The sequence below is a fragment of the Pseudomonas sp. ASL9 genome (genome assembly GCF_056680335.1).
Window position 1 is genome coordinate 3,257,040 of sequence record NZ_CM155277.1, and the last position, 26,495, is coordinate 3,283,534.

The following is a 26,495-nucleotide window of genomic DNA, read 5'->3' on the forward strand; positions in this document are numbered from 1 at the left end:
TTTCTCTACACAAACGGCAATCTCTTCCTAGACTCAAGTAAGCCTCGACCTGTCGAGGCTTTGTCTTATAAGAGAGAGCCGTCATGCCCCAGTTGCCATCCTTGAGCCAGTTGCAAGACCCGAATGTCTTCCTGCGGCGCCACCTCGGCCCGGATGCCAGCGAGCAGCAAGCCATGCTCGATACCCTCGGCGTGACCAGTCGAACGGAATTGATCGAGCAGACCGTGCCGCCGGCCATCCGTCTCAATCGGGCGCTGGAATTGCCGGCCGCGCTTGATGAGGACGCTGCGCTGGCCAAGCTCAAAGGCTACGCCGAGCAAAATCAGGTGTGGACCAGCCTGATCGGCATGGGCTACCACGGCACCCTTACGCCGACCGTGATTGTGCGCAACGTGCTGGAAAACCCTGGCTGGTACACCGCTTACACGCCTTATCAGCCCGAGATTGCTCAAGGTCGCCTCGAAGCATTGTTGAATTTTCAGCAGATGACCATCGACCTGACCGGTCTGGAATTGGCCAACGCCTCCTTGCTCGACGAAGCCACTGCTGCCGCCGAGGCCATGGCACTGGCCAAGCGCGTCGCCAAATCCAGGAGCAACCTGTTTTTCGTCGACGAAAATTGTCATCCGCAAACTATTTCCGTGGTCCAGACGCGGGCGCAAGGTTTTGGCTTCGAGCTGATCATCGACGCTGTGGATAACCTCGCTAATCACAAGGTGTTTGGGGCGCTGCTGCAATACCCTGACACCCACGGTGAGATTCGCGACCTGCGGCCGTTGATCGAGCAACTGCATGTCCAGCAAGCGCTGGCCTGTGTCTCGGCCGACCTGCTCAGCCTGTTGTTGCTGACCCCTCCGGGAGAAATGGGCGCCGACGTGGTGTTTGGTTCGTCGCAACGCTTTGGCGTACCGATGGGCTATGGCGGCCCGCATGCGGCGTATTTTGCGTGTCGCGATGAGTTCAAACGCGCCATGCCGGGGCGGATTATTGGTGTGTCCAAAGACGCGCGCGGCAACGTTGCCCTGCGTATGGCCCTGCAAACCCGCGAGCAGCATATCCGCCGCGAGAAGGCCAACTCCAACATCTGCACCTCGCAAGTCTTGCTGGCCAATATGGCCAGCTTCTATGCGGTGTATCACGGCGCTGAAGGGCTCAAACGCATCGCCCAGCGTGTTCATCGGCTGACGACCATTCTGGCTGAGGGTTTGGCGCGTAAGGGGCTGGAGCGCATCAACAGGTGCTTCTTCGACACCCTGACGCTGGAGGTCGGCGGCAGCCAAAGCGCGATTATCGACAGCGCCAGGGCTGCACGGATCAACCTGCGCATCCTTGGGGACGGCAAGCTGGGGCTGAGTCTGGATGAAAGTTGCAGCGAGGCGACCGTAGAGCGCCTGTTCGATGTGTTTCTGGGGACCGATCATGGGCTGAACATTGCCGATCTGGACGCAGAGACCCTGACGCCAGGCATTCCCGAAGCGTTGCTGCGCACCTCCGCCTACCTGACGCATCCGGTGTTCAGCGCGCATCACAGCGAAACCGAGATGCTGCGTTACCTCAAGCAACTGGAGAACAAGGATCTGGCGCTGAACCAGTCAATGATCCCCCTCGGCTCCTGCACCATGAAACTCAACGCCAGCAGCGAAATGATCCCCATCACCTGGCCGGAATTCGCCCATCTGCATCCCTTCGTTCCGCGTGAGCAGGCGTTGGGTTACACCGCCATGATCAATGAGCTGGAGACCTGGCTGTGCGCGATCACCGGTTTCGACGCTGTGTGCATGCAACCCAACTCCGGCGCACAAGGCGAATATGCTGGGTTGTTGGCGATCCACAAATATCACCAGAGCCGTCATGAGGGTAAGCGCGAGGTGTGTCTTATCCCTTCTTCGGCCCATGGCACCAACCCGGCGTCGGCGCAGATGGCTGGCATGCAGGTGGTGATCGTTGAATGCGATGAGTCGGGTAACGTTGACCTCGATGACTTGAAAGCCAAGGCGCAAGCGGCGGGGGACAGGTTGTCCTGCTTGATGATCACCTATCCCTCGACCCATGGTGTGTATGAGGAAGCTATCCGCGATATCTGCGAACTTATCCACCACCATGGCGGCCAGGTCTACATGGACGGCGCCAACCTCAATGCGCAGGTCGGTCTGGCCCGGCCTGCGGACATCGGCGCTGACGTGTCACACATGAACCTGCACAAAACCTTCTGTATCCCCCATGGCGGTGGCGGTCCGGGTATGGGGCCGATTGGTGTGCGCGCACATCTGGCGCCGTTCGTGGCCAACCACCCGGTGGTCCCGTTGGAGGGGCCCAATGCGCAGAACACTGCGGTCAGCGCTGCGCCCTGGGGCAGTGCAAGTATTTTGCCGATCAGTTGGATGTACATCGCGATGATGGGGCCGCAATTGGCGGATGCCAGCGAAGTGGCAATCCTCAGCGCGAACTATCTGGCTCAGCAATTGGGGGGCGCGTTCCCGCTGCTCTACAGCGGCCGCAATGATCGCGTCGCGCATGAGTGCATCATCGATTTACGCCCGCTCAAGGCGCAAACAGGCATCAGCGAAGAGGACGTCGCCAAGCGCCTGATGGATTATGGTTTTCACGCACCGACCATGTCATTCCCGGTGCCGGGCACCCTGATGATCGAGCCCACCGAAAGTGAGTCCAAGGCCGAACTGGATCGTTTTATCGAGGCAATGCTCAGCATTCGTGCAGAAATCGCCCAAGTGCAAAACGGCAGTTGGTCAAGCGAAGACAACCCGTTGAAGGGCGCGCCGCACACCTTGGCCGACGTCACCGGAATCTGGGAGCGTCCGTACAGCATCGCCCAGGCAGTAACGCCCACCCTGCATACGCGGCAGCACAAATATTGGCCCACCGTGAACCGGGTAGATAACGTTTACGGGGACAGGAATCTGTTTTGCGCCTGTGTGCCGGTGGATGAATACCACTAGAAAATCGCATGTTTTTGTGGGAGCGAATTTATTCGCGAAGGGCCTGACGCGATATACCTGACAGACCCATTCGCGAATTAAAGGTGGATCACTCCTCGGCAACCAGATTCTTCGTCAGAATCGCGTTGGCCAGTTCCATGTCCGTGGCTTTGAGCCCTGGGTTATCGGTACGCACCTGTTCCATTGCCGCTTCCAGGAATGGACCACGAATCCCGCCATCGCTGGCGACGAAGCTGCCCGCATCATCCTGGGCGGCAACGATCAACTTGCGGTCATGCCTGAAGGTCAGGTAAGTGGAACCGGTGGTGGCGCCTGATGAAAGCACGTCTCGCCAGAAACTGTCGGCCATCGCTGAACCGACGGGAAGTGAGAGCAAAGCTAATGTAGCTACAGCAAGCTTAAGACGCATGATGGGTGACTCCGGCAGTGGTTGTTCTGTAGGTTTTGATTACCGAAGCCTCGTCGGAGTTCCGTACAGGATTCAGGATGTTGCTTCAACCTTCAGAATGGCCCCCTCCTGACTGACCACTCGCACCTGACTGCCCACCGGCAAATCGGGGCCGACTACCATCCACACGCCATCATTCACTTTGATCTTGCCGCGCCCGCCGACAATTGCACTGTGGACCACAAAGGTGCGCCCGATCAGCTCTTGTCCGCGCATGTTCAGCCCCGGTTGATCCGAAGGCCTGACCACGCTGCGTTGACGCCGCCACCAATACACGGCTGTCAGCACCGAAAACAGGGCGAATAGCAGAAATTGCAGGGTCCACGGCAAGGCCGGAATCAAAAAGCTGATAACCCCGACGCCGGCCGCTGCGACGCCGATCCACAGCAAATAGCCGCCAGCACCGAACACTTCAAGAATCAGCAACACCGTGCCCAGCCCCAGCCAATCCCAGAACGACAGGTGTTGCAGGTAGTCCCCTATCATGGGTTGTGCCTCAGCCCTTTTTGTTATCGAAAGTGGCTTTGACGATCTCGCCGATACCGCCCACTGCACCAATCACCTGACTGGCTTCGAGTGGCATCAAGATCACTTTGCTGTTGTTCGCCGACGCCAGTTTGCCCAGCGCATCGATGTATTTCTGCGCGACAAAATAGTTGATCGCCTGCACGTTGCCGTTGGCAATCGCCTCGGACACCACTTGGGTGGCCCGCGCTTCTGCTTCGGCTTGACGCTCCCGTGCCTCGGACTCAAGGAAGGCAGCCTGACGACCGCCTTCAGCTTCGAGGATCTGCGCTTGTTTCTTGCCCTCGGCGGTGAGGATTGCCGACGCCCGAAGGCCTTCCGCTTCCAGAATCTGTGCGCGCTTGATTCGTTCTGCTTTCATCTGCCCAGACATTGCGGCCATCAGGTCAGCGGGCGGGCTGATGTCCTTGATCTCGATCCGGGTGATCTTGATCCCCCAGGGCGCGGTGGCTTCGTCGACAGTACGCAGCAGCTTTTCATTGATGCCGTCGCGCTGGCTGAGCATGGCATCCAGCTCCATGGAGCCGAGCACCGTACGGATATTGGTTTGCAGCAGGTTGCGGATGGCGTGCTCAAGGTTGTTCACCTCATAAGCGGCCTGCGCGGTGTTGACCACCTGAAAGAAGCACACCGCATCAATCTGCACCGTGGCGTTGTCTGCGGTGATGACTTCCTGCGGCGGAATATCCAGCACGCTTTCCATCACATTGATCTTGCGCCCGATACGGTCCATCACCGGCACGATGATATTGAGGCCTGGTTTCAGGGTGTTGGTATAACGGCCAAAGCGTTCCACCGTCCATTGATAGCCTTGCGGCACCACCTTGAAACCCATAAACACAATGGCAATCGCCAGCCCGACGAAAAGTAAAAGCACACTACCGATTTGCATAACGGTTCCCTGTTTTGGTTTTTGATTGTCTAGTGGTTGATTGTCTAGTTATGGATGGCTCATTTAGCCCAGAAATACACCGGCAGCGGAGATAAAACTCAGAATAGATTTATTCAAGATGTGCCGAGGGTGGCTTTGATCTGCGAGGGTTCTTCGCGAATAAATTCACTCCCACAGAAAATGTGCGATCCAGTGTGGGAGCGAATTTATTCGCGAATACGGTGTGCCAGAAAAAGACAACCTTCACCGCTGCTCACTCTGCGGCGTTACCCGTAACACCTCTTCAAGCGTGGTCAGCCCGGCGGATACTTTTTGCGCCCCGGACAGGCGCAGGCTGCGCATGCCTTCCTTGAAGGCCTGGCGGCGCATGGCGGTGAGGTCGAGGTCGGCGGTGATCAGGGCTTTGACGCTGTCGGACATCAGCATGATTTCGTACACCCCGGCGCGGCCGCGATAGCCGGTGTCACGACACTCCCCGCAGCCCACCGCACGATGGGCGCCGGTTGGGACAGGCGCTTGCCAGGGGCGCGTCAGGGTTTGCCAATCGCTTTCTTCCAGCTCAATCGGGGCTTTGCAGTGTGGGCAGAGCGTACGCACCAGACGTTGAGCCATGACGCCCAGAATGGTGGCCTTGAGCAGGTAATGGGGCACACCCAGTTCCAGCAGGCGGCTAATGGCGCTCGGTGCGTCGTTGGTGTGCAGGGTGGACAGCACGAGGTGGCCGGTGAGCGCAGCCTGGATCGCCATTTCTGCGGTCTCCAGATCACGAATCTCGCCGATCATGATGATGTCAGGGTCCTGGCGCATCAATGCCCGCACGCCGCTGGCAAACGTCAGGTCGATGTTGTGCTGGACCTGCATCTGGTTGAACGCCGGTTCGACCATCTCGATAGGGTCTTCAATGGTGCAGAGATTGACCTCCGAGGTTGCCAGCTTTTTAAGCGTTGTATAAAGCGTCGTGGTCTTGCCCGAACCGGTAGGCCCCGTGACCAGAATGATGCCATTGGGTTGCTGTGTCATGTCCTGCCAGCGGCGCAGGTCATCGCTGGAAAAACCCAACTGATCGAAGTTTTTCAGTAACACTTCCGGGTCGAAAATCCGCATCACCATCTTTTCGCCGAACGCGGTGGGCAAGGTCGACAAACGTAGCTCGACTTCGCCGCCTTCAGGGGTGGTGGTCTTGACCCGGCCATCCTGCGGTTTGCGCTTCTCCGCAACGTTCATTCGGCCCAGGCTTTTCAGGCGGCTGACGATGGCCATGGTCACTTGCGGCGGAAATTGATAGACGTTGTGCAGCACGCCGTCGATGCGGAAACGCACAGTGCCCTGTTCGCGACGTGGCTCGATATGGATATCGCTGGCACGCTGCTGGAACGCATATTGGAACAGCCAATCGACGATATTGACGATGTGCGCGTCGTTGGCGTCGGGTTCCTGGTCGCTGGCGCCGAGCTTGAGCAATTGTTCAAAATTGCCCAGATTGGTCATCTTCAGATCAGCGGCGTTGGCACCGCTGACCGACTTCGCCAGCCGGAAAAACTCCACGGCCAAACGCTGGATGTCTGCCGGATTGGCGACGACGCGCTTGATCGGTAATTTCAGTACGTGAGTCAGGTCCGCTTCCCAGCCTCTGACAAAGGGCTGGGCACTGGCGATGGTCACCGATTCGCGGTCCACGGCCACGGCTAGGATCTTGTGGCGTTGGGCAAAGGCATACGACATCAGCGGCGTGATGGCCGCGACGTTGATCTTCAGAGGATCGATACGCATGTAAGGTTGGCCGACCTGCTGCGCGAGCCAGAGGGTGAGGCTTTCCAGGTCGAGCTTCTTGCCCGGCCGCTTTAAATCATCGAGCTGTTGGGCGGCGATGAACTCCAGCGGGTGCAATTGAATATTGAGTGCAGTGCGGCGCAAGGTCAGTGCGTATTCGGCACTTTCTTGATCGGTAAAACCTTGAGCAACCAAGTCGTGCAGCAGATCGTTGAGATCCAGCCAACGGTCTTGGGTAACTGAGGCGAGGACGGACATGCGGGCTCCTTGGGACAGTTCTGCTCTGGCCGGCTAATGGCAAGACAAGAATAGTCCCCAGCGCGTCGCATGTGTTACCCGGAGCGAGGGGAAGGGTTGCGAAATTTTGCCGAAACGTTAACCGACAGACAGAGCTGCCTGCTGGGACAAGGCGCTGTGAACCTCATGGGGTTCCAGTGCGACTGAACAAATATGGATCAAGTTGCGCATTTTTTCGCCAATGACCTGCGCCCGGTGCGCGCTCAACCCGTCTAGCTGAACGTCGATCATCAGCATCTGATCCTGCTGCAAGACGCTGACCTGTTGCGGAATCAAATACTGCATTGCAAACAGGTTCAGCACCCGGCACAACAGGTCAGGCTCAGCCTCAGCTAGGATCTGATAGTGCGCACGGATATGGGTATTACTGGCGGACCAGACGTCAGGGCGTAGTGGCGAGGGACTTACGACTTTGAGGTTGGGCATGCGGGCCTCTCCTGTTTCGACAGAGGGATATTTTTGCATGCGAAAACTGAAATTTCTTATCCATAATGGATTGAATTCGCCTATTAGCGACTTGTTAATGCGTATTTATCTATGAAAAAGGAATTTTTATGCAAATCGATTTGGATCTCTATGATCGGAAGATTTTGGCCTTGCTGCAGGAAGACGCTTCGCTTTCCAGTGCGCAAATTGCCGAACAGGTTGGCTTGTCACAATCGCCGTGCTGGCGACGCATTCAGCGTCTCAAGGAGGAGGGGGTAATCCGACGTCAGGTCACGCTACTGGACCGCAAAAAAATCGGTCTCAATACGCAAATTTTCGCCGAGATAAAACTCAACGCCCACGGTCGCACCAACTTCACGGAATTCACCGAAGCTATTCGCGGTTTCCCGGAGGTGCTGGAGTGTTATGTGCTGATGGGGGCGGTGGATTTTTTGCTGCGGATTGTGACCCCAGATATAGAGGCCTATGAACGGTTCTTCTTTGAGAAGTTATCGCTGGTGCCGGGGATTCAGGAGGTTAACTCGACGGTGGCGTTGTCAGAGATCAAATTCACGACCAGCCTGCCGATTTTGGGTTGACGGGCTGTCAGACGGAACGCGTCAGGCTATTCGCGAATGAATTCGCTTACACAGAAAACATGGAGTCCCCTGTGAGCGAATTCATTTGTGAAGGCGATATTACAAGCGCAACAAGGTCTTCCAAGCTCGGCTCTGGAACACCACAACGGTCTGTTGCACACGCGCGTCGAGGACTTCGTCGCTGATGGGCTCAAGCGCCAATTGCTCAAGTTTGTTCAGTTCGCCATACAGGCGATCCAGCTCTGGCAAGTCCAGTACGTCACGGGCCAGGTGCAGCCAAGCCTGAATGCGTTCGATGCGTGGCAGTTGTTCCGCCAGGTCTTCCGGTTGCTGCTGATAGCGGCCCAATTGCAGCGAAGTCGCTTCTTCAGCCAGCAGACGCGGTACCCAGTTCGCCAATTGCGCGGCGCCCTGGCGATTGCCGCGGGTGTTGCGGTCAGCCGTCCAGGTGCGAGCCAACAGCCAGCGCGAGGTGTTCAGCGAGAACAGGCCCCAACGGGTGTCTGTAAGCTCTTCGGTGAACTGGGCGGGCGCTTCAGTGCGGACGTCGGCGTCGTCTTGACCGGCCTGAACCAGCGGGCGCCAGTCTTCGAGCAAGGCGTCCAGCGATGCACGCAACTCGTGGGTCGAGGTGCGTGGCGCGGCCTGACCCAGGCTGCCAACCAATGCGCGCAGTTCGGACAGCAACGCCACCCAATCCTGCAACAAACGCCAGTGGCCGTTGAAACGATACTGCTCGGCCAGACGCTGGCTGCTGGCCAATATATGCCAGGCCAGCGCAGCAAAGGCGTCGTCCAGCGGCATTTCTGCGGTCAGTTCCGGTGCCGGCAGGCTCAGTGAGTAGCTGTTGGCGTCGAACAGGCGATAACCGCGTTCGGCTTTGCTGATGTCGCACGGCATCAAGGGCAAATCGGCAGCCAGTTCAGCGGCCAGCTCCAACAGCGCGGAGGGATCGCCTTCGCGCAGTTCCAGCTCAAGCTCGCAGATCTCTTCTTCCTGCTTACCGGCAATTACCCGGCCCAGGTCCAATGCCGCTTCGATCACGACTTTAGCCTTGCCGCGACCCCAAGCGATTTCTGCACGCTCACGAACGAAATCGGTGGTGAACGCCGGTTTGATGGTCTTCTTGTCCAGCTCGGCCAACTGCTCCGGCCAGCATTCGCCGTCGAGTTTTTTAAGGTCAAGCTTGGCTTTGGGCAGATCCCAATTGTATTCATTGCGCTCGGACAGGCCGGCAACGCTTTGCCCGCGAGTCTTCAACGTCTGGATGATCGCATCGCCATCACGGCGTACGCGCAGGGCCACTTTGGCGTTCGCCAAGTCGCGCTCAGGCGTGTCGAAATACTGATTGGACAGCTCGAGGCGTTCCCAGCCACTTTTGTTGCGTTTTTTCAGCAGTGGATGGTCGCGCAGGGCGGCGAGGGTTTCGCGGCTGACGCGGAGTTTGATTTCGGTTTCTTTCTGCATGGCCGGGGAATCCAAGCGCTAATCGCTAATAACGGGAGCGCAGCCTGCAAATACGTGGCTGCTGAGGCCGAACAGTGTACAGGACATGTTTATTCATGGGGGCCGATAGCCCTATGATGGTCCTCAAACGAGGAGATCGCACATGCCCCTGCCGTCCATGAAAGACCAGTTCGCCGCTTTGATTGCGGCGCCGTCGGTGAGTTGCACCCAGCCCGCGCTGGATCAGTCCAACCGTGCGGTGATCGATCTGCTGGCAACCTGGCTGGGCGATCTGGGGTTCGCCTGTGACATCCAGCAAGTATTGCCCGGCAAGTTCAACCTGCTGGCGAGTTTTGGCAGCGGCCCAGGCGGTCTGGTACTGGCCGGGCACAGCGACACGGTGCCGTTCGATGGCGCGTTGTGGCAAACCGATCCGCTCAAGCTGACCGAGGTCGACGGACGCTGGATAGGGCTGGGCAGCTGCGACATGAAAGGCTTCTTTGCCTTGGTCATTGAAGCCGTGCAACCGCTGCTCGATCAACCGTTCAAGCAGCCGCTGCTGATCCTCGCCACCTGTGATGAAGAAAGCTCCATGGCGGGTGCTCGGGCCTTGGCCGCAGCCGGTCGCCCGCTGGGTCGTGCGGCGGTGATTGGCGAGCCGACCGGGCTCAAGCCGATTCGTCTGCACAAGGGCGTGATGATGGAGCGCATCAATATTCTGGGGCGTAGCGGCCACTCGTCCGACCCGAGTCTGGGCCACAGCGCGCTTGAGGCGATGCACGACGCGATCAGCGAACTGAAGGGCCTGCGTCAGCAATGGCAACGTGAATACCGCAATCCGCAGTTCAGCGTGCCGCAGCCGACCCTCAACTTTGGCTGTATTCACGGCGGTGACAACCCGAACCGGATTTGCGGGCAATGCTCGCTGGAGTTCGATATGCGGCCCCTGCCGGGCATGGACCCGCAGGTATTGCGCGCAGCGATTAGGCTCAAGCTGCAACCACTGGCAGAGCTGCATCAGGTGCAAATAGACTATGCGCCACTGTTTCCCGAAGTCCCGCCGTTCGAACAGGCTGCCGACTCTGAATTGGTGCGCGTCGCCGAACGTCTGACCGGGCATCGGGCCGAGGCAGTAGCGTTTGGCACCGAAGCGCCTTATCTTCAGCGCCTGGGCTGCGAGACGCTGGTGCTCGGCCCTGGCGACATTGCCTGTGCTCACCAGCCGGGCGAATACCTGGAAATGTCACGCTTGCAGCCTACGGTGCGTCTACTACGTCAGTTGGTTGAACATTATTGCTTGACCCCCGCATGAGTCGGGTCAGCTCAAGTGATCTCAAAGCCGTTGGGCTCTTAAAAGGAAGGAGAATGCGCGTGTTGCCAAGCCTGTTCCGACGATAACCACCACAGTGCTGTGTGTGTTCTTACGCGTTCGTCCAATTTTTTACAGGCTCTTCAAGTCATGCCCGACTACGTTAACTGGCTTCGCCACGCTTCGCCGTACATCAACGCTCACCGCGATTGCACCTTTGTCGTCATGCTGCCCGGCGATGGCATAGAGCATCCGAATTTCGGCAATATCGTCCACGACCTGGTGCTGTTGCACAGCCTCGGCGTGCGACTGGTGCTGGTGTATGGCTCTCGCCCGCAGATTGAAAGTCGTCTGGCGGCACGCGGCCTGACGCCGCAATTCCACCGTAACCTGCGCGTCACCGATGCTGCGACCCTTGAATGCGTCATCGACGCTGTCGGCTCCCTGCGCATCGCCATTGAAGCGCGCCTGTCCATGGACATGGCCGCTTCGCCGATGCAGGGCTCGCGCCTCCGCGTGGCAGGCGGCAATCTGGTCACGGCACGGCCGATTGGGGTGGTTGAAGGCGTGGACTATCACCATACCGGCGAAGTGCGCCGGGTCGACCGCAAAGGCATCAACCGCCTGCTCGATGAACGCTCCATCGTGCTTTTGTCGCCGCTGGGGTATTCGCCGACGGGTGAGACGTTCAACATCGCCTGCGAAGACGTCGCCACCCGCGCCGCCATCGACCTGGGTGCCGATAAATTGCTGCTGTTCGGTGCCGAGCGCGGTTTGCTTGATGACCAAGGCAAGTTGGTGCGCGAGTTACGTCCGCAGCAAGTCCCGGCGCACATCTTAAGGCTGGGCAGCAACTATCAGGCTGAATTGCTGGACGCGGCAGCTGAAGCGTGTCGCGGCGGTGTCGGTCGCAGCCATATCGTCAGCTACGCCGAAGACGGTGCGCTACTGACCGAGCTGTTCACCCGTGATGGTGGGGGTACGTTGGTCGCGCAAGAGCAGTTCGAACTGGTGCGTGAAGCGGCGATTGAAGACGTCGGCGGTTTGCTGGATTTGATCAGTCCGCTGGAAGAACAGGGGATTCTGGTGCGTCGTTCGCGCGAAGTGCTGGAGCGTGAGATCGAGCAATTCAGCGTGGTCGAGCGCGAAGGGCTGATCATTGCGTGTGCGGCGCTGTATCGGATCGCGGATTCTGACGCCGGTGAGCTGGCCTGCCTGGCCGTCAACCCGGAGTACCGCCACGGCAGGCGCGGTGATGAGCTGTTGGAGCGGATCGAAGCCCGAGCACGGGAGCAGGGGTTGAAGACGCTGTTCGTCCTCACCACCCGCACCGCGCATTGGTTCCGTGAACGCGGGTTTGAGCCGAGCAGTGTCGACCGCCTGCCAAGCGCACGAGCGTCGCTGTACAACTATCAGCGTAACTCGAAGATCTTCGAGAAGGCGTTGTAAGGGCTGCGCCCATCACGGCGGGACGCGTAGCATCCCGCCGTGATGGGTGTCAGTTACTGATCGACAAAATGCTCGCTTGATACGAACCGACAAACGTATCGAAATCGACAATCTCCTCGGTTCTTTCCAACTCTACCTGTTGGGCAATTGAGTCGCGGGCCAGGGTTTCGAAGTGCAACTGGTCTTCAGTGCTCAACGGTTCGCTGCGGAAGTACTCAGCGTGCGCCTGGCTTTGGCGGAACGAGAACGCGGTAAAGCCTTCCTTGTGTTCAGTCATGCTTGCCAGCACTTGTGCAGAAGGCGTCAGTGACGCGTTGTTGACCTTGGCCAATTGCGCGGCCATGGCTTTGGCGTGTTCTTCGCCGCCGTTGCTCTGGTCAAGTAATTGCGACAACGGAGCGATTTTTTCCAGCAGCTCGGTCGCCCAGGCTTTCAATTCGATCGTGGTGTCATTGCGTCGCAATTCCAGACCCGGGCGACGACCTTCCTTGACCACTGTCAGGAAATTCGAGGCCGCGTTGGTGCATTCGTTGTTCGCCAATTCTGGACTGTCCTGCAGGGCGCAATACAGCACGAATGCGTCAAGGAAGCGCGCTTGCTGCAAATCGATACCCATCGGCAGGAACGGGTTGATGTCCAGGCAGCGGACCTCAACGTATTGCACACCCCGGGCCACCAGCGCCTGAATCGGACGTTCGCCGGAATAGGTCACGCGTTTAGGACGGATGTTGGAGTAGTACTCGTTTTCGATCTGCAGGATGTTGGTGTTGAGCTGAATCCACTCGCCATCCTTGTGAGTGCCAATCTCGACATACGGCGCATACGGCGTCGCCACCGCTTTTCGCAGGCTGTCGGTGTAGCTGGCCAAATCGTTGTAGCACGGCGTCAAACCGGCCTGGGCGTTGCTTTGGTAACCCAGGTCGCTCATGCGCAGGCTGGTGGCGTAGGGCAGATAAAGCGTGTCGGCGTCCCACTGTTCCAATTGATGCGAGCGGCCGCGCAAGAAGCCTGCATCCAGTGCCGGTGAGGCGCCGAACAGGTACATCAGTAGCCAGCTGTAGCGGCGGAAGTTGCGAATCAATGCGATATAGGACGAAGACTGGAAATCACGGTCGGTGCCGACAAAACCTTCGGCCTGCTTGAGCAGCGGCCAGACTTTTTCGGGCAACGAGAAGTTGTAGTGAATGCCAGCGATGCACTGCATGGTCTTGCCGTATCGCAAGGCCAGGCCTTTGCGATAGACGTACTTGAGCTGGCCGATATTCGACGTGCCGTAGTAGGCGATCGGGATATCTTCTTCGGCCGGCAGCGGGCACGGCATCGACGGGCTCCACAGGAACTCGTTGCCGAGCTTGCTGTAGGCGAAGCGATGGATCTTGTCCAGGCTGGACAGGGTATCGGCCGTGTGCGGCAGCGCGGGAGTAATGAACTCCAATAGCGATTCGGAGTAATCGGTGGTGATTTGCTCGTTAGTCAGCGCAGCGCCCAGTTCGTCGGGGTGCGGCGTCTGCGCCAGGCGTGCTTCGCCCGTCACGCGCAGGCATTCACGCTCAATACCGTGCAGGCACTGCTCCAGCAGGGAGAGATTGGTGCGCTCGCTAAGCAGAGCCAGGCGGCGGTTGAGAAGTTCGCTCAAGTTGGATTCCTTCACGCATCAGTCGCCCCAATATGGGGGTGGAAATGATGGTCTACAAGGGTGAAGAGAGGAACTGGCGTTGTCGCCTGGTTTTGGGTTGAAACGCCGATGCCCGTTGCTTGATTTGGCTGCAACGCAAACAGAAAATTCCGACACTGTTTTCGCAGTGCCGAAACTAACTCAAATCGACGTACGACAGCTAGATGACTGCGAACGTCCCTTGTGCTTTAGCGACCAGTTTATCGCCCTGTAGCACTTCTGCTTCGACGACCAACGTGCGCCGTCCGGCATGCAGCACCTTGGCGATGCACAGCACCTCGCCTTCAGGCACTCCACGGACATAGTTGATCTTGCACTCGATGGTCACGCTCTGCTGATAGAAGCCGTGGGAGCTTGAACAGGCCAGCCCCATGGCGATATCGACCAGGCTGAAGATCGCCCCACCGTGCATCACGTTGCCGCGATTGCGCAGGTGCGGCTCCAGCGCCAGGCTGACTTCGGCAACGCCGTTGTCCAGACGCTGCAACTGACAGCCGAGCATCTTGAAATAAGCGCTCTCGGTCAGCCCTTCAGGTATGTCCATCAACGCTTCTTCAACTGTTTGGCGTTGGCGAACAACGAAGCCATGGCGTTATTGGCCGGGGCTGCGGCTGCCGGCGTTTCCTTGCGGGGGGTGCTTTGCTGTTGCGAGCGGGGAGCAGAGCCCGGACGCGCGCCGCGAGCGCCATCGATTTTCTCGCCAGGGGTGTCGCTCATCCGCATCGACAAGCCAACGCGTTTGCGCGGGATGTCGATTTCCATGACCTTGACCTTGACCACATCGCCGGCCTTGACCGCTTCACGCGGGTCTTTGATGAACTTCTCGGACAGCGCGGAGATGTGCACCAGACCGTCCTGATGCACGCCGATATCGACGAAGGCGCCGAAGTTGGTCACGTTGGTGACCACGCCTTCGAGGATCATTCCCAGCTCCAGGTCCTTGAGCTCTTCGACGCCGTCCTGGAACTCGGCCGTCTTGAATTCGGGGCGAGGGTCACGGCCCGGCTTTTCCAACTCTTGCAGAATGTCGGTGACGGTTGGCAGGCCGAAGGTTTCATCGGTGTATTTTTTCGGATCGAGGCGCTTGAGGAAGCTCGCGTCGCCGATCAACGAACGGATGTCGCGGTCTGTTTCAGCGGCGATGCGCTGTACAAGCGGATAGGCTTCCGGGTGAACCGCCGAGGAGTCCAATGGGTTGTCGCCATTCATTACTCGCAGGAAGCCGGCAGCTTGTTCGTAAGTCTTTTCGCCGAGGCGGCTGACTTTCTTCAACGCGGCACGGGTCTTGAACGCACCGTTTTCATCGCGGTGAGCGACGATATTTTGCGCCAGCGTGGTGTTCAGACCGGAAATGCGGGCGAGCAAGGCCGCCGATGCGGTATTCACATCGACGCCGACAGCGTTCACACAGTCCTCGACCACAGCATCCAGGCCGCGCGCCAGTTTCAGCTGCGAAACATCATGCTGATACTGACCGACACCAATGGATTTCGGATCGATTTTTACCAGCTCGGCCAGTGGATCTTGCAGGCGACGGGCAATCGACACCGCACCACGGATGGTCACGTCCAGCTCCGGGAATTCCTTGGCAGCCAACTCGGAAGCGGAATACACAGAGGCACCGGCTTCGGACACCATCACTTTGGTCATTTTCAGACCTGGGTATTTTTTGATCAGCTCGGCGGCCAGTTTATCGGTCTCGCGGCTGGCAGTACCGTTGCCGATAGCGATCAGGTCCACCGAATGTTTGGCGCACAGTGCGGCCAGCACGGCGATGGTCTGGTCCCACTGATTTTTGGGCACGTGCGGATAAACCGTCGCGTAATCGAGCAATTTGCCCGTGGCATCGACCACGGCCACCTTGCACCCGGTACGCAGGCCAGGGTCCAGGCCCAGTGTGGCGCGCGGGCCAGCCGGTGCAGCCAGCAGCAGGTCATGCAGGTTGTGCGCGAACACGTTGATCGCTTCGGTTTCCGCGCCATCGCGCAGTTCGCCCAGCAAGTCGGTTTCCAGATGGGTGTAAAGCTTGACCTTCCAGGTCCAGCGCACCACTTCGGCCAGCCATTTATCGGCGGGACGGTTCTGATTCTGCAGGCCGAAACGCTCGCTGATCATCATTTCACACGGGTGCATGGCGCCCGGCAACTCTTCGCCAATCTTCAGGGATGAGCTGAGAAAACCTTCGTTGCGACCGCGAAAAATCGCTAGGGCGCGGTGCGACGGCATGCTTTTCAGCGGTTCGTCGTGTTCGAAGTAATCGCGGAACTTGGCGCCGGCTTCTTCCTTGCCAGCCACCACACGGGCGCTGAGTACAGCCTCGTGTTTGAGGAAGTTGCGCAGTTTTTCCAGCAGGTTGGCGTCTTCGGCGAAGCGCTCCATCAGGATGTATTTGGCGCCTTCGAGGGCGGCTTTCACATCGGCCACGCCTTTTTCAGCGTCGACAAACCGCGCGGCTTCGCTTTCCGGACTCAGGGTCGGGTCGTTGAACAGACCATCGGCCAACTCGCCAAGACCGGCTTCCAGGGCAATCTGACCTTTGGTGCGGCGCTTCTGTTTGTAGGGCAGGTACAAATCTTCGAGGCGGGTTTTGGTGTCGGCGAGTTTGATGTCGCGCGCCAACTCTGGGGTCAGCTTGCCTTGCTCTTCAATGCTGGCAAGGATGCTGATGCGCCGCTCGTCGAGTTCGCGCAGGTAGCGCAGACGCTCTTCCAGATGGCGTAATTGGGTGTCATCGAGGCTGCCGGTCACTTCTTTACGGTAGCGGGAGATGAAAGGCACGGTTGAGCCTTCATCAAGCAGAGCGACGGCCGCTGCGACCTGCTGTGGGCGGACACCGAGTTCCTCGGCGATGCGGCTGTTGATGCTGTCCATAAAACCACCTGGCAAATTGTGAGCAAATAAAACGCGATTGGCCATTGTCAGGCGCTACCTGACTTCAAGGCGGCGCATTATACCCAGCGATCTCCGATTAGGGGGATTGGGCCCTCTAACAAGGGCTATGAAGAACCATTACTGGCGACCCAGGAAAAATCTGCTAACAATGCTCTTAGTACGTAATTCGGTGGCTACGCCATACTACGCGCCGAGACCAAAGGAGCATCTAATGAGCAGTACTGCACAACCTGCTGAAGGCGAAAAAATCCTCATCGTTGACGACGACCCAGGGTTAAGCAGCCTGTTAGAGCGTTTTTTCACCAGCAAAGGCTATCGCGCGCGGGCTGTGGCCAACGTCGAACAAATGGATCGCCTGCTGGCACGCGAGGTTTTTCACCTCGTGGTCCTGGATTTGATGCTGCCGGGTGAAGACGGGCTATCCGCCTGCCGCCGCTTGCGTGCTGCCAACAATCAAGTGCCCATCATCATGCTCACCGCCAAAGGCGATGAGCTGAGCCGAATCCGTGGTCTGGAGTTGGGTGCTGACGATTACCTGTCCAAGCCTTTCAACCCCGATGAACTGATGGCGCGGGTCAAAGCGGTATTGCGCCGTCAGGCTGTGCCTGTTCCCGGTGCGCCTGGCAGTGAAGACGAGTCCGTGACGTTCGGCGACTACGAACTGTCGCTGGCGACCCGCGAGCTCAAGCGTGGCGATGAAGTACACATGCTGACCACTGGCGAATTCGCGGTGCTCAAGGCGTTGGTCATGCATGCCCGCGAGCCATTGACCCGCGACAAGCTGATGAACCTGGCCCGTGGACGCGAGTGGGATGCGCTTGAGCGCTCCATCGACGTGCAGATCTCGCGCCTGCGTCGCCTGATCGAGCAGGACCCTTCCAAGCCGCGCTACATTCAGACCGTCTGGGGCGTAGGTTATGTGTTCGTTCCTGACGGTGCCGGAACCAAGTGATCGGTGCTATGTAGGCGCGAGCCAGAACAGCTGAGTCCTGGCTGACACACTCGATAGCCCTGTTCAGGGCTATCGACGGTTCGGGCTGGGGTGTTTATGCGACTGATACCGTTTGTGACCCGCCATTTTTGCGAGCCTCGCTCGCGCCTGCAAAGTGTGTAGCTGCTGCTATGAAAACCCCGCTCTGGTTCCCACAAAGCTTCTTCGCTCGCACCCTGTGGCTGGTGTTGATTGTCGTACTGTTTTCCAAAGCACTCACCCTGGTTTATCTATTGATGAACGAGGACGTGCTGGTCGACCGGCAATACAGTCATGGCGTTGCGCTGACCTTGCGCGCCTATTGGGCAGCGGATGAGCATGATCGCGAGGCGATTTCCGAGGCTGCCGGGTTGATTCGGGTGGTGGGCGGCGGTGTGCCTGAAGGCGAGCAACATTGGCCGTACAGCGAAATTTATCAACGTCAAATGCAGGCCGAGCTGGGTGCGGACACAGAAGTACGCCTGCGGGTGCATGCGCCTCCGGCCCTGTGGGTGCGGGCTCCAAGCCTGGGTGACGGCTGGCTGAAAGTGCCCTTGTACCCGCATCCACTGCGCGGTCAAAAAATCTGGAGCGTGCTGGGCTGGTTCCTTGCCATTGGTTTGTTATCCACAGCCTCTGCGTGGATCTTCGTCCGACAGCTTAATCAGCCGCTTAAACGTCTGGTCTTTGCTGCCCGTCAGTTGGGGCAAGGGCGCAGCGTGCGGTTGCCGATCAGCGATACGCCCAGCGAAATGACCGAAGTGTACCGCGCCTTCAACCAGATGGCCGAGGACGTCGAGCAAGCCGGGCAGGAGCGCGAACTGATGCTGGCAGGCGTGTCCCACGACCTGCGAACCCCCTTGACCCGCTTGCGCTTGTCCCTTGAGTTGATGACCGACGAAAACGAGCTGACCGAAGGTATGGTCCGTGATATCGAAGACATGGACGCAATCCTCGATCAATTCCTGGCGTTTATTCGCGACGGGCGCGATGAAGAGATCGAGGACGTCGACCTGAGCGATCTGGTGCGTGAAGTGGTCGCGCCGTTCAATCACCCGACCGAGCAGATTCGATTGTGTCTGGAACCTATCCCACCGTTTCCGTTGCGCCGCGTTTCCATGAAGCGCCTGCTAAACAATCTGATCGGAAACGCCATGCACCATGCTGGCAACGGTGTTGAAGTCGCCGTTTACGTGTCAGGCGATGCCAATGCGCCCTATGTGGTACTGAGTGTGCTCGACCGGGGTGCCGGGATCGATCCATCGGAGCTGGAGATCATCTTCAACCCCTTCATCCGTGGCGACCGAGCGCGCAGCGGCAAAGGCACCGGGCTGGGGCTGGCGATCGTCAAGCGCATCGCGGCCATGCATGGCGGCAATGTCGAACTGCGAAATCGTTCTGGAGGCGGCCTGGAAGCACGAGTGCGCTTGCCGTTGGGACTGATGTTGCCAAGGGATGCGGTTTGAGAGCTGGCTAGAGTTCTTTGGGAGGGCCGCCGTGTCTTCGACGCCGCGCTGTCGCGGAGCAAACTGGGTTGCGATTCTGTCCGGAGGGCATAGGAGCGCGCTTGCCCGCGATAAGGACCGAAGGGCCTTCCAGCGATAGTGAATCTAGCCATTTTGCGACTGCTTCGCAGCCGATTCGCAGACAAGTCAGCTCCTACAGGGGCAGTGTTTGGCTGAAAAATTTTTGTGATTTATACTTTATTTTTCAATTACTTACAGGTTGCTAGATGAGAGCAAGCAAGCCTGCTCCCACAGTTTTGTGTTGGGCAGCCTGGCTTTATTAGCCCTTGCCCTTCGTCCGTGTCATGTTCGGACCGCTGTTTTTCTCCAGGTATTCAATGATCATCCCGGCAACGTCTTTGTTGGTGGTGGTTTCGATACCTTCCAGGCCCGGTGAGGAGTTCACTTCCATCACCAGCGGGCCATGATTTGAACGCAGGATATCCACACCGGCCACGCTCAGCCCCATGACCTTGGCAGCGCGGAGAGCCGTCATGCGTTCTTCAGGCGTGATCTTGATCAGGCTGGCGCTGCCGCCACGGTGCAGGTTCGAACGAAACTCCCCAGGCTTGGCCTGACGCTTCATCGAGGCGATCACCTTGTCGCCGACCACGAAGCAGCGAATATCCGCACCGCCAGCCTCCTTGATGTACTCCTGAACCATGATGTCCTGCTTAAGGCCCATAAAGGCTTCGATCACCGACTCGGCTGCGGTGGCCGTTTCACACAGCACCACGCCGATACCTTGAGTGCCTTCCAGCACCTTGATCACCAAGGGTGCGCCGTTGACCATCTGGATCAAATCGGGAATGTCGTCCGGGGAGTGCGCGAAGCCAGTGACCGGCAGGCCGATACCTCGCCGAGAAAGCAATTGCAGTGAGCGCAATTTATCCCGCGAGCGAGCAATAGCGACCGACTCGTTGAGCGGAAAGACGTCCATCATTTCAAACTGGCGCAACACCGCACAGCCATAAAACGTCACTGAAGCGCCAATCCGCGGGATCACCGCATCAAAACCTTCCAGTGGTTTGCCGCGATAGTGAATCTGCGGCTTATGGCTGGCGATATTCATATAGGCGCGCAGGGTATCGATCACCACCATCTCATGGCCACGCTCGATGCCCGCTTCGACCAGGCGACGGGTGGAATACAGACGCGGGTTACGCGACAGCACAGCGATCTTCATGCAACACCTTTGGAAGAGGTAGTAGAGGCCGGGAATGCCGGCTTGTCCTGAACGTATGTAATGCCTGGATTGACCACCAATTGGCCGTCGATCAAAGCGTTTGAGCCGAGCAGCAGGCGATAGCGCATGGCTTTACGGCAGGCCAGCGTGAACTCCACCGGCCAGACCCGATCACCCAAAGCCAGGGTGGTGCGGATGACGTAGCGGACTTGCGCTTGGCCGTTGGAGCTTTTTATGGTTTTCATCGCGACCAGTTGCGCTTCGCAACGGCGATGGCGCAATTGCACCACCGTGCCGAGGTGCGCGTTGAAGCGTACCCATTTTTCGCCGTCACGTTCGAAAGGTTCAATCTCGGTCGCGTGCAGGCTTGACGTGCTCGCCCCGGTATCTATTTTCGCCCGCAGGCCAGCCACCCCTAGATCGGGCAGCGCCACCCACTCGCGAAGGCCAATGACCGTTAAATGATCAAATGTTTTCAATACGATTCCGTACGCCTCAAACAGTCCGCCAAGCACCAGGATCAACCTGGGCCAACGCTTTAAATGCAGGTTTGGCGAACCAGAAGCCTTGCATAAGAAAAATTCCGCAGTCGGTGAGAAAGTCTCGCTCCCCAGGACTTTCGATGCCTTCGGCAATGACTGTAACGCCTAACTCGGCACACATTGTGACAACCCCGCGAACGATAATCTGACGAACGCGATCGTGGTCGATATCGCGGATCAACGCCATGTCGAGCTTGATCAGATCGGGCTGAAAGTCGGCCAGCAGATTAAGCCCGGAATACCCCGCGCCGAAATCGTCAATGGCCGTCTTGAAGCCGAATTCGCGGTATTCACGCAGAATATTGGTCAAATGGCGATTGTTATCTAAATGATCGCTTTCCAATGTCTCGAAAATCAGTCGATTCAGCTGGAAATTGTGCTCCTTGGCCGCCTCCAGCGTGCTGCGGATACACAGCTCAGGGCGATAGACAGCACTGGGCATAAAGTTGATCGATAGATTTTCTTTCATGCCAAGCTGCGCGGCCCCCTGGATCGCCTGTGTGCGGCAGCGCTGGTCGAAGCGGTAGCGATTCTGCTCGTTGACCTGGCTCAGGATCGACAGCGCTCCTTCACCGTTGGTGCCGCGTACCAGCGCTTCATGGGCGAAGATCGAGCGGTCACGTAGGTCGACAATCGGTTGATAGGCAAACGCGAAGGAAAAATCCAGCGGGGGGCTGTCTTGGCACCCTTTGCAGCCGGATTTAGGCGAGGTCAATGAGGTTGGGAAATCAGTCACGTAGTACTCCAGTGCGGAAGGGACCTGCAACATGCTCGGCATTTTAATCCGGGGATTGGTTTGCCGCCTGCTCGACGTGTCGTAGTACAGTTCCGACTATTGCACGATTGAGAAATTCTAATGGCACAAAAACCGGAAGAGGACGACAAAGTTCGACTGGACAAATGGCTGTGGGCGGCTAGGTTCTTCAAAACCCGCGCCTTGGCCAAGGCTGCCATAGAGAGTGGCAAGGTCCATTGGCGGGGAGAGCGCTGCAAGCCCGGCAAGGAGCCGCGCATCGGTGACGAGTTTCTGGTTCGTGCCGGTTTCGACGAGCGCACCGTGGTCGTTCAGGCATTGTCGACCGTGCGCCGTGGCGCGCCAGAGGCGCAGGCGCTGTACGCCGAGACAGCCGAAAGTATCGCCAAGCGCGAAAATGCTGCGGCCATGCGTAAAGCGGGCGGTCTGGGTGTCATGACTGAAGGGCGCCCGACCAAGAAACAGCGCCGACAGCTTCATCAGTTTCGCGACGCGGGCAGTGACGATTGAGCCTGGCGTCAGATTTAAAACGCTGTCCTCCCGATGATGTTCGATCTGTCTTGGAAGAATTCGGGATTGTTCATAAAATGCCCTTCGTCGGCATGGCTTACAACGACCGGTTATCAGGTGCTAAATGGCGTTTCGTAAGCAATTTATCTCATCTTGTCATCACTTCAGATACCTTTTCTTATGCATGATTTTCCGGACATCGATTACACCCAGCGCTTCATTTTCGACGAAAGCGACGTGCGCGGTGAGCTGGTAGCGCTGGAGCGTAGTTACGCCGAAGTGTTGGCCAAACATACCTATCCTGAGCCAGTCGCGCAGTTGCTGGGTGAACTCCTCGCGGCTGCGGCTTTGCTGGTAGGCACTCTCAAATTCGACGGGCTGCTGGTGCTTCAAGCAAACTCTACCGGGCCGGTGTCATTGTTGATGGTCGAATGTTCCAGTGATCGTGAAATACGTGGCATTGCGCGTTACGACGCTGAACAGATCACTCCCGATGCCGGACTGCGAGACTTGATGCCCGACGGCACCCTGACGCTGACCGTCGACCCGCGTAAGGGGAAGCGTTATCAAGGCGTCGTTGCCTTGGATGGCGTTGACCTGTCGGAAAGCCTGACCTCGTACTTCGCCCTGTCCGAACAATTGCAGACGCGCTTCTGGCTCAACGCCGACGGCATTCGCGCCCGTGGCCTGCTGTTGCAGCAATTGCCCGCCGACCGCCTGACCGACCCGGAAGACCGTGCCGCCAGTTGGCAGCATGTCACGACGCTGGCCAGCACGCTGACCGCCGAAGAATTGCTCAGCCTGGACAATGAAACTGTGCTGCATCGCCTTTTTAATGAAGAGGCGGTACGCATGTTCGATATTCAGCCGCTACAGTTCCGCTGCAGTTGCTCGCGAGAGCGCTCGGGCAATGCCTTGGTCAGTCTGGGCTTGGAAGACGCGCAGCAACTGGTGATTGAGCACAACGGCAGTATCGAAATTGACTGCCAGTTCTGCAATCAGCGCTATTTGTTCGATGCCACTGATGTAGCGCAGTTGTTCTCTGGCGGCGGTGTGGATTCGCCATCTGATACGCGCCATTAAACACAGGCTAATACGCCTTGAAACGCCGTAGGGACCGCTTCGCAGCTGTTCTGACAGGAGGGTCCTACCTTATTTTGGGCGTTTCTGGCATAATCCGGCCCACTTTTTCCGCTGTAGTAGTGTGGGAATTTCTACTACAAAACGTTTGGAGCACTCGGCCTGTGGCCGACGGGGAACCTCATGACGCAAGCTAATACTGCCGTGTACACGAATCTCGGCATCGATGATCTGGTTAAAGAAGCCCTGAATCGCGGTGAAGGCGAACTTGCCGATACTGGCGCGCTGGTCGTGAAAACCGGTCACCGTACGGGTCGTTCGCCGATTGACCGTTACATCGTTGAAGAGCCGACTACTCAGGCTGCTATCGCCTGGGGCCCGATCAATCGCAAGTTCCCGGCCGACAAGTTCGACGCCCTATGGGACCGCGTTGAAGCCTATCTGGGCGAGCGCGACCGTTTTGTATCCCACGTCCATGTAGGTTCTGATCCTGCGCACTACCTCGCGGTCAAGATGACCACCGAGACCGCATGGCACAATCTGTTCGGCCGTTGCCTGTTCATAAACCCTGAACAGTACAACCCGTCGGGCCACACCGAATGGCAGGTCATCAATGCCCCGGCCTTCGTGTGCGAGCCTGAGCGTGACGGCACCCACTCCGACGGCACCGTGATCATCAACTTCGCGGCCAAAAAAGTGCTGATCGCTGGCATGCTTTACGCTGGCGAAATGAAAAAAGCCCTGTTCTCGGTACAGAACTTCCTGCTGCCAGCGGTCGACGTGCTGCCAATGCACTGCGCGGCCAACATGGGCGAAGAGGGCGATGTAACCTTGTTCTTCGGCCTGTCCGGCACCGGCAAAACCACCCTGTCCGCTGATGAAAGCCGTTACCTGATCGGTGACGACGAACACGGCTGGGGCGTGGGCGTAGTGTTCAACATCGAAGGCGGTTGCTATGCCAAGTGCATCGACCTGTCCGAGAAGAACGAGCCCGTCATCTGGAAAGCCATCCAGCACGGCGCCGTACTGGAAAACGTCGTACTGGACCCGGTCACCAAAAAAGCCGATTACGCCGACGACAGCCTGACCCAGAACAGCCGCGCCGCTTACCCGCGTGAACTGATCGAAAAACGCGCACCGAAAAACCTCGGTGGCGAGCCGAACGCAGTGATCTTCCTGACGTGCGACCTGACTGGCGTTCTGCCGCCGGTGTCGATCCTCAGCGAAGAACAAGCGGCCTACCACTTCCTGTCGGGTTACACCGCACTGGTTGGCTCCACCGAAATGGGCTCGGGCGGCGGCATCAAGTCGACCTTCTCCACCTGCTTCGGCGCGCCGTTCTTCCCGCGTCCAGCTGGCGAATACGCTGAATTGCTGATCAAACGCATCCGCGGCTTCGGCTCCAAGGTCTACCTGGTCAACACCGGCTGGACCGGCGGCGGCTACGGCGTAGGCAAACGCTTCAACATCCCGACCACTCGTGGTGTCATTGCCGCGATCCAAAGCGGCGCATTGATCGGCGCAGAAACCGAACACCTGGGCATCATCAACCTCGACGTACCGACGTTGGTCCCAGGCGTAGACACTGCACTGCTCAACCCACGCAACACCTGGGCAGACAAAGCGGCCTACGACGAATCGGCTAAAGCACTGGCTGGTTTGTTCGTTGAGAACTTCAAGAAGTTTGATGTTTCAGACGCGATCAAAAATGCCGGTCCTCAACTGTGATGTGATGGTTGTTGGATGAATGAAAAAACCGCCTTTAGGGGCGGTTTTTTTGCGGCTGAATTTCTACGATTTGGCCTCCTATAGCCGCGTTCACCCCATCGGGCTAAATCCACTGGCCCCACTGCAATACCGTTCTTCCGTGGGGTTGGGGCAGATGTTCGCGGCGAGAGCGCGGTTATCAAATCACTGTTTTGCCACTTGTGCATGCGCCTCGGCGGCTGCGGCCTCCAGGTTCAGCAGGCCTCGACCATAGGCTTCGGTGTTGGCGTAGATGCCGGTCCGGGTGGCGGTCTGCAGCATGATGTCGCGCAATTGCTGGGGGCTTAATTCGGGGTAAAGGCTTTGCAGGGCTGCAAGCGCGCCACTGACCAAGGCCGCAGCAGGTGAGGTCCCGGCGGTTTCAATGTAGGCTCCGTCTTTGCCCGTTGTCAGCAAGCCGCGTCCCGCTCCGCCGTCACCGCCCGGTACGGCAATGCACCATTGCGCGGCAACGGCGCAATAGTTGGATTTATCGTTAACGACGGTTCCGTCATTCTTCAGTGCAATAACCGCCAGCCAACCTTTTTCCAGTTCCGGCAATGCGTGAGGTAAACCCGGCTCGGCCAGCGGCTGGCGCTTGAGTTCATTGCCGGTGGGGAAGACGAATACCGCACCGTCTCGCACCAGTTGCCTGGCCATCGCGAGGGAGTCGGGCATGACCTGGTTGTATCGTGCTTCGGTTATTTCTGTAGCGGGAATCGAGTTTGCCCAGGAGTTGTTGAGGATGCGTGCACCCGCGTCAAAGCTGAGCTTCCAGGATTGGGCAATCTCGCTGTCGAAGAAGAACGGTTCGTTATCGTCGCCAAAGCGCATGGGGATCAATTGAGCGTCGTAGGCCACACCGTGTATGCCACGATCATCCTTATTCGCGGCGATGATGCCGGCCATCTGTGTGCCGTGACCCTTGCGGTCGAGGGTGCCGGGCACGTTACGCGTGAAGTCGTAACCGGGGTCGGCTACGCGCCCTTCGAAATCCGGCAGCGCGGTATTGAGACCTGAGTCGATCACCGCCACTGTGACGCCTTTGCCGGTGCCGCCGCGCGCATAGAGTGAGGATGCGTTAATGATCGCCAGGCCTTTTTGTGCCTGATACTCCTCGGTTTCAAATGCAGCGCTTGCTGCGGCGTCTATTTGGGTTACGTTTGATTTCATGGGTGTAATGCAACCGCTGAGCATGAATGCAAGCGGCACGACACTCAGGCGCAGGCCCCGTATGGCGTGAGACTTGTCTGAGGGCGAGGGGGTATTGTGGGTTGCCTTATGCATGTGCAGCTCCTTGGGTGTTTTCCGCAGGCCTCCGGCTTGAGGATGATCACTGGGATAGAGCTGCCAGCTTCGATGTTTTGTCCAGGCGTTGTGACCTATATATGTATCTGGTTGTTGTGTGGGCCATGGCGCGCGCTGCTCCTCCATACGGGTCCTTGCTCCGGCGCCCCGTACGGCTTACTCGGTAACGCCTGCGCTCGGCCTTCTGGAAAAGGGGGTAACCATAGATG

At 58.2% G+C, this 26,495-nt stretch carries 22 protein-coding genes; 9 read left to right on the plus strand and 13 right to left on the minus strand.

Going from position 1 to position 26,495, the window contains the following annotated elements; genetic code table 11:
• Window positions 1–83: 83 nt before the first annotated feature.
• Entirely contained in the window at window positions 84–2,957 is a 2,874-nt protein-coding gene (gene gcvP / locus AC1ME2_RS15005; RefSeq protein WP_480434873.1) for an aminomethyl-transferring glycine dehydrogenase, read from the plus strand.
• A gap of 88 nt (window positions 2,958–3,045) precedes the next feature.
• On the opposite strand, the gene AC1ME2_RS15010 is transcribed toward gcvP, so the two are convergent.
• The 5 genes from AC1ME2_RS15010 to AC1ME2_RS15030 form a co-directional block, all read right to left on the minus strand.
• Window positions 3,046–3,366, minus strand: coding sequence for a DUF2388 domain-containing protein (locus tag AC1ME2_RS15010; RefSeq protein ID WP_480434874.1), 321 nt, complete (start codon window positions 3,364–3,366; stop codon window positions 3,046–3,048).
• A gap of 72 nt (window positions 3,367–3,438) precedes the next feature.
• On the minus strand, window positions 3,439–3,888 hold the full coding sequence (locus AC1ME2_RS15015; RefSeq protein ID WP_480442150.1) for an NfeD family protein: 450 nt from the start codon (window positions 3,886–3,888) through the stop codon (window positions 3,439–3,441).
• Window positions 3,889–3,901: 13 nt separating this feature from the next.
• On the minus strand, window positions 3,902–4,822 hold the full coding sequence (locus AC1ME2_RS15020; protein WP_480434875.1) for an SPFH domain-containing protein: 921 nt from the start codon (window positions 4,820–4,822) through the stop codon (window positions 3,902–3,904).
• A gap of 243 nt (window positions 4,823–5,065) precedes the next feature.
• Window positions 5,066–6,850, minus strand: a complete 1,785-nt coding sequence (gene tfpB / locus AC1ME2_RS15025) for a type IV pilus assembly ATPase TfpB (RefSeq protein WP_480434876.1) — start codon at window positions 6,848–6,850, stop codon at window positions 5,066–5,068.
• A gap of 117 nt (window positions 6,851–6,967) precedes the next feature.
• A complete protein-coding gene (locus AC1ME2_RS15030) occupies window positions 6,968–7,315 on the minus strand; it encodes a hypothetical protein (RefSeq protein ID WP_480434877.1) in 348 nt (115 codons plus the stop codon).
• A gap of 128 nt (window positions 7,316–7,443) precedes the next feature.
• On the opposite strand from AC1ME2_RS15030, the gene AC1ME2_RS15035 reads away from it, so the two are divergent.
• The gene (locus AC1ME2_RS15035; protein WP_480434878.1) at window positions 7,444–7,914 is read left to right on the plus strand and encodes an Lrp/AsnC family transcriptional regulator; all 471 of its coding nucleotides are present in this window, start codon (window positions 7,444–7,446) and stop codon (window positions 7,912–7,914) included.
• A 99-nt stretch (window positions 7,915–8,013) separates the two neighbouring features.
• Here the strand turns inward: AC1ME2_RS15035 and AC1ME2_RS15040 are convergent, their stop codons facing one another.
• The gene (locus AC1ME2_RS15040) at window positions 8,014–9,381 is read right to left on the minus strand and encodes a CYTH domain-containing protein (RefSeq protein WP_480434880.1); all 1,368 of its coding nucleotides are present in this window, start codon (window positions 9,379–9,381) and stop codon (window positions 8,014–8,016) included.
• Between the two features lie 142 nt (window positions 9,382–9,523).
• On the opposite strand from AC1ME2_RS15040, the gene argE reads away from it, so the two are divergent.
• Both argE and argA read left to right on the plus strand, forming a co-directional pair.
• Window positions 9,524–10,672: an acetylornithine deacetylase gene (gene argE, locus AC1ME2_RS15045; protein WP_480434881.1), complete on the plus strand. Its 1,149-nt coding sequence runs from the start codon at window positions 9,524–9,526 to the stop codon at window positions 10,670–10,672.
• A gap of 147 nt (window positions 10,673–10,819) precedes the next feature.
• The gene (argA, locus tag AC1ME2_RS15050; protein WP_480434883.1) at window positions 10,820–12,118 is read left to right on the plus strand and encodes an amino-acid N-acetyltransferase; all 1,299 of its coding nucleotides are present in this window, start codon (window positions 10,820–10,822) and stop codon (window positions 12,116–12,118) included.
• A gap of 49 nt (window positions 12,119–12,167) precedes the next feature.
• On the opposite strand, the gene gshA is transcribed toward argA, so the two are convergent.
• From gshA to AC1ME2_RS15065, 3 genes are all read right to left on the minus strand, one after another.
• Window positions 12,168–13,754, minus strand: coding sequence for a glutamate--cysteine ligase (gene gshA, locus AC1ME2_RS15055; protein WP_480434885.1), 1,587 nt, complete (start codon window positions 13,752–13,754; stop codon window positions 12,168–12,170).
• 199 nt (window positions 13,755–13,953) lie between these two features.
• Window positions 13,954–14,337, minus strand: a complete 384-nt coding sequence (locus AC1ME2_RS15060) for a PaaI family thioesterase (protein WP_480434886.1) — start codon at window positions 14,335–14,337, stop codon at window positions 13,954–13,956.
• Entirely contained in the window at window positions 14,337–16,664 is a 2,328-nt protein-coding gene (locus AC1ME2_RS15065) for a Tex family protein (RefSeq protein ID WP_480434888.1), read from the minus strand. Before AC1ME2_RS15065 ends, AC1ME2_RS15060 begins: the two co-directional genes overlap by 1 nt.
• 232 nt (window positions 16,665–16,896) lie before the next feature.
• On the opposite strand from AC1ME2_RS15065, the gene ompR reads away from it, so the two are divergent.
• Window positions 16,897–17,637: an osmolarity response regulator transcription factor OmpR gene (gene ompR, locus AC1ME2_RS15070; protein WP_480434889.1), complete on the plus strand. Its 741-nt coding sequence runs from the start codon at window positions 16,897–16,899 to the stop codon at window positions 17,635–17,637.
• A gap of 170 nt (window positions 17,638–17,807) precedes the next feature.
• Complete coding sequence (locus AC1ME2_RS15075) at window positions 17,808–19,121, plus strand: ATP-binding protein (protein ID WP_480434891.1); 1,314 nt, start codon at window positions 17,808–17,810, stop codon at window positions 19,119–19,121.
• Window positions 19,122–19,440: 319 nt separating this feature from the next.
• On the opposite strand, the gene rimK is transcribed toward AC1ME2_RS15075, so the two are convergent.
• The 3 genes from rimK to rimA are packed head-to-tail and all read right to left on the minus strand — an operon-like array spanning window position 19,441 to window position 21,624.
• Window positions 19,441–20,346: a 30S ribosomal protein S6--L-glutamate ligase gene (rimK, locus tag AC1ME2_RS15080; RefSeq protein ID WP_480434893.1), complete on the minus strand. Its 906-nt coding sequence runs from the start codon at window positions 20,344–20,346 to the stop codon at window positions 19,441–19,443.
• The gene (gene rimB / locus AC1ME2_RS15085) at window positions 20,343–20,825 is read right to left on the minus strand and encodes a retropepsin-like aspartic endopeptidase RimB (protein ID WP_480434894.1); all 483 of its coding nucleotides are present in this window, start codon (window positions 20,823–20,825) and stop codon (window positions 20,343–20,345) included. Before rimB ends, rimK begins: the two co-directional genes overlap by 4 nt.
• Before the next feature lie 16 nt (window positions 20,826–20,841).
• Window positions 20,842–21,624, minus strand: coding sequence for a S6 modification regulatory phosphodiesterase RimA (rimA, locus tag AC1ME2_RS15090; protein WP_480434896.1), 783 nt, complete (start codon window positions 21,622–21,624; stop codon window positions 20,842–20,844).
• Window positions 21,625–21,744: 120 nt separating this feature from the next.
• Between rimA and AC1ME2_RS15095 the strand changes: the two genes are divergently transcribed.
• The 3 genes from AC1ME2_RS15095 to AC1ME2_RS15105 all read left to right on the plus strand — a co-directional run bounded on the left by AC1ME2_RS15095 (window position 21,745) and on the right by AC1ME2_RS15105 (window position 24,960).
• Window positions 21,745–22,152 (plus strand): RNA-binding S4 domain-containing protein, encoded by a 408-nt coding sequence (locus tag AC1ME2_RS15095; RefSeq protein WP_480434898.1) that lies wholly within the window; start codon window positions 21,745–21,747, stop codon window positions 22,150–22,152.
• A 180-nt stretch (window positions 22,153–22,332) separates the two neighbouring features.
• Window positions 22,333–23,235 carry an Hsp33 family molecular chaperone HslO gene (hslO, locus tag AC1ME2_RS15100; RefSeq protein WP_480434899.1) on the plus strand — a complete coding sequence of 301 codons (903 nt, stop codon included), beginning with the start codon at window positions 22,333–22,335 and terminating at the stop codon, window positions 23,233–23,235.
• 180 nt (window positions 23,236–23,415) lie between these two features.
• Window positions 23,416–24,960 carry a phosphoenolpyruvate carboxykinase gene (locus tag AC1ME2_RS15105; protein WP_480434901.1) on the plus strand — a complete coding sequence of 515 codons (1,545 nt, stop codon included), beginning with the start codon at window positions 23,416–23,418 and terminating at the stop codon, window positions 24,958–24,960.
• A gap of 183 nt (window positions 24,961–25,143) precedes the next feature.
• On the opposite strand, the gene AC1ME2_RS15110 is transcribed toward AC1ME2_RS15105, so the two are convergent.
• Window positions 25,144–26,175, minus strand: coding sequence for a S8 family peptidase (locus AC1ME2_RS15110; protein ID WP_480442152.1), 1,032 nt, complete (start codon window positions 26,173–26,175; stop codon window positions 25,144–25,146).
• Window positions 26,176–26,495: the final 320 nt, after the last annotated feature.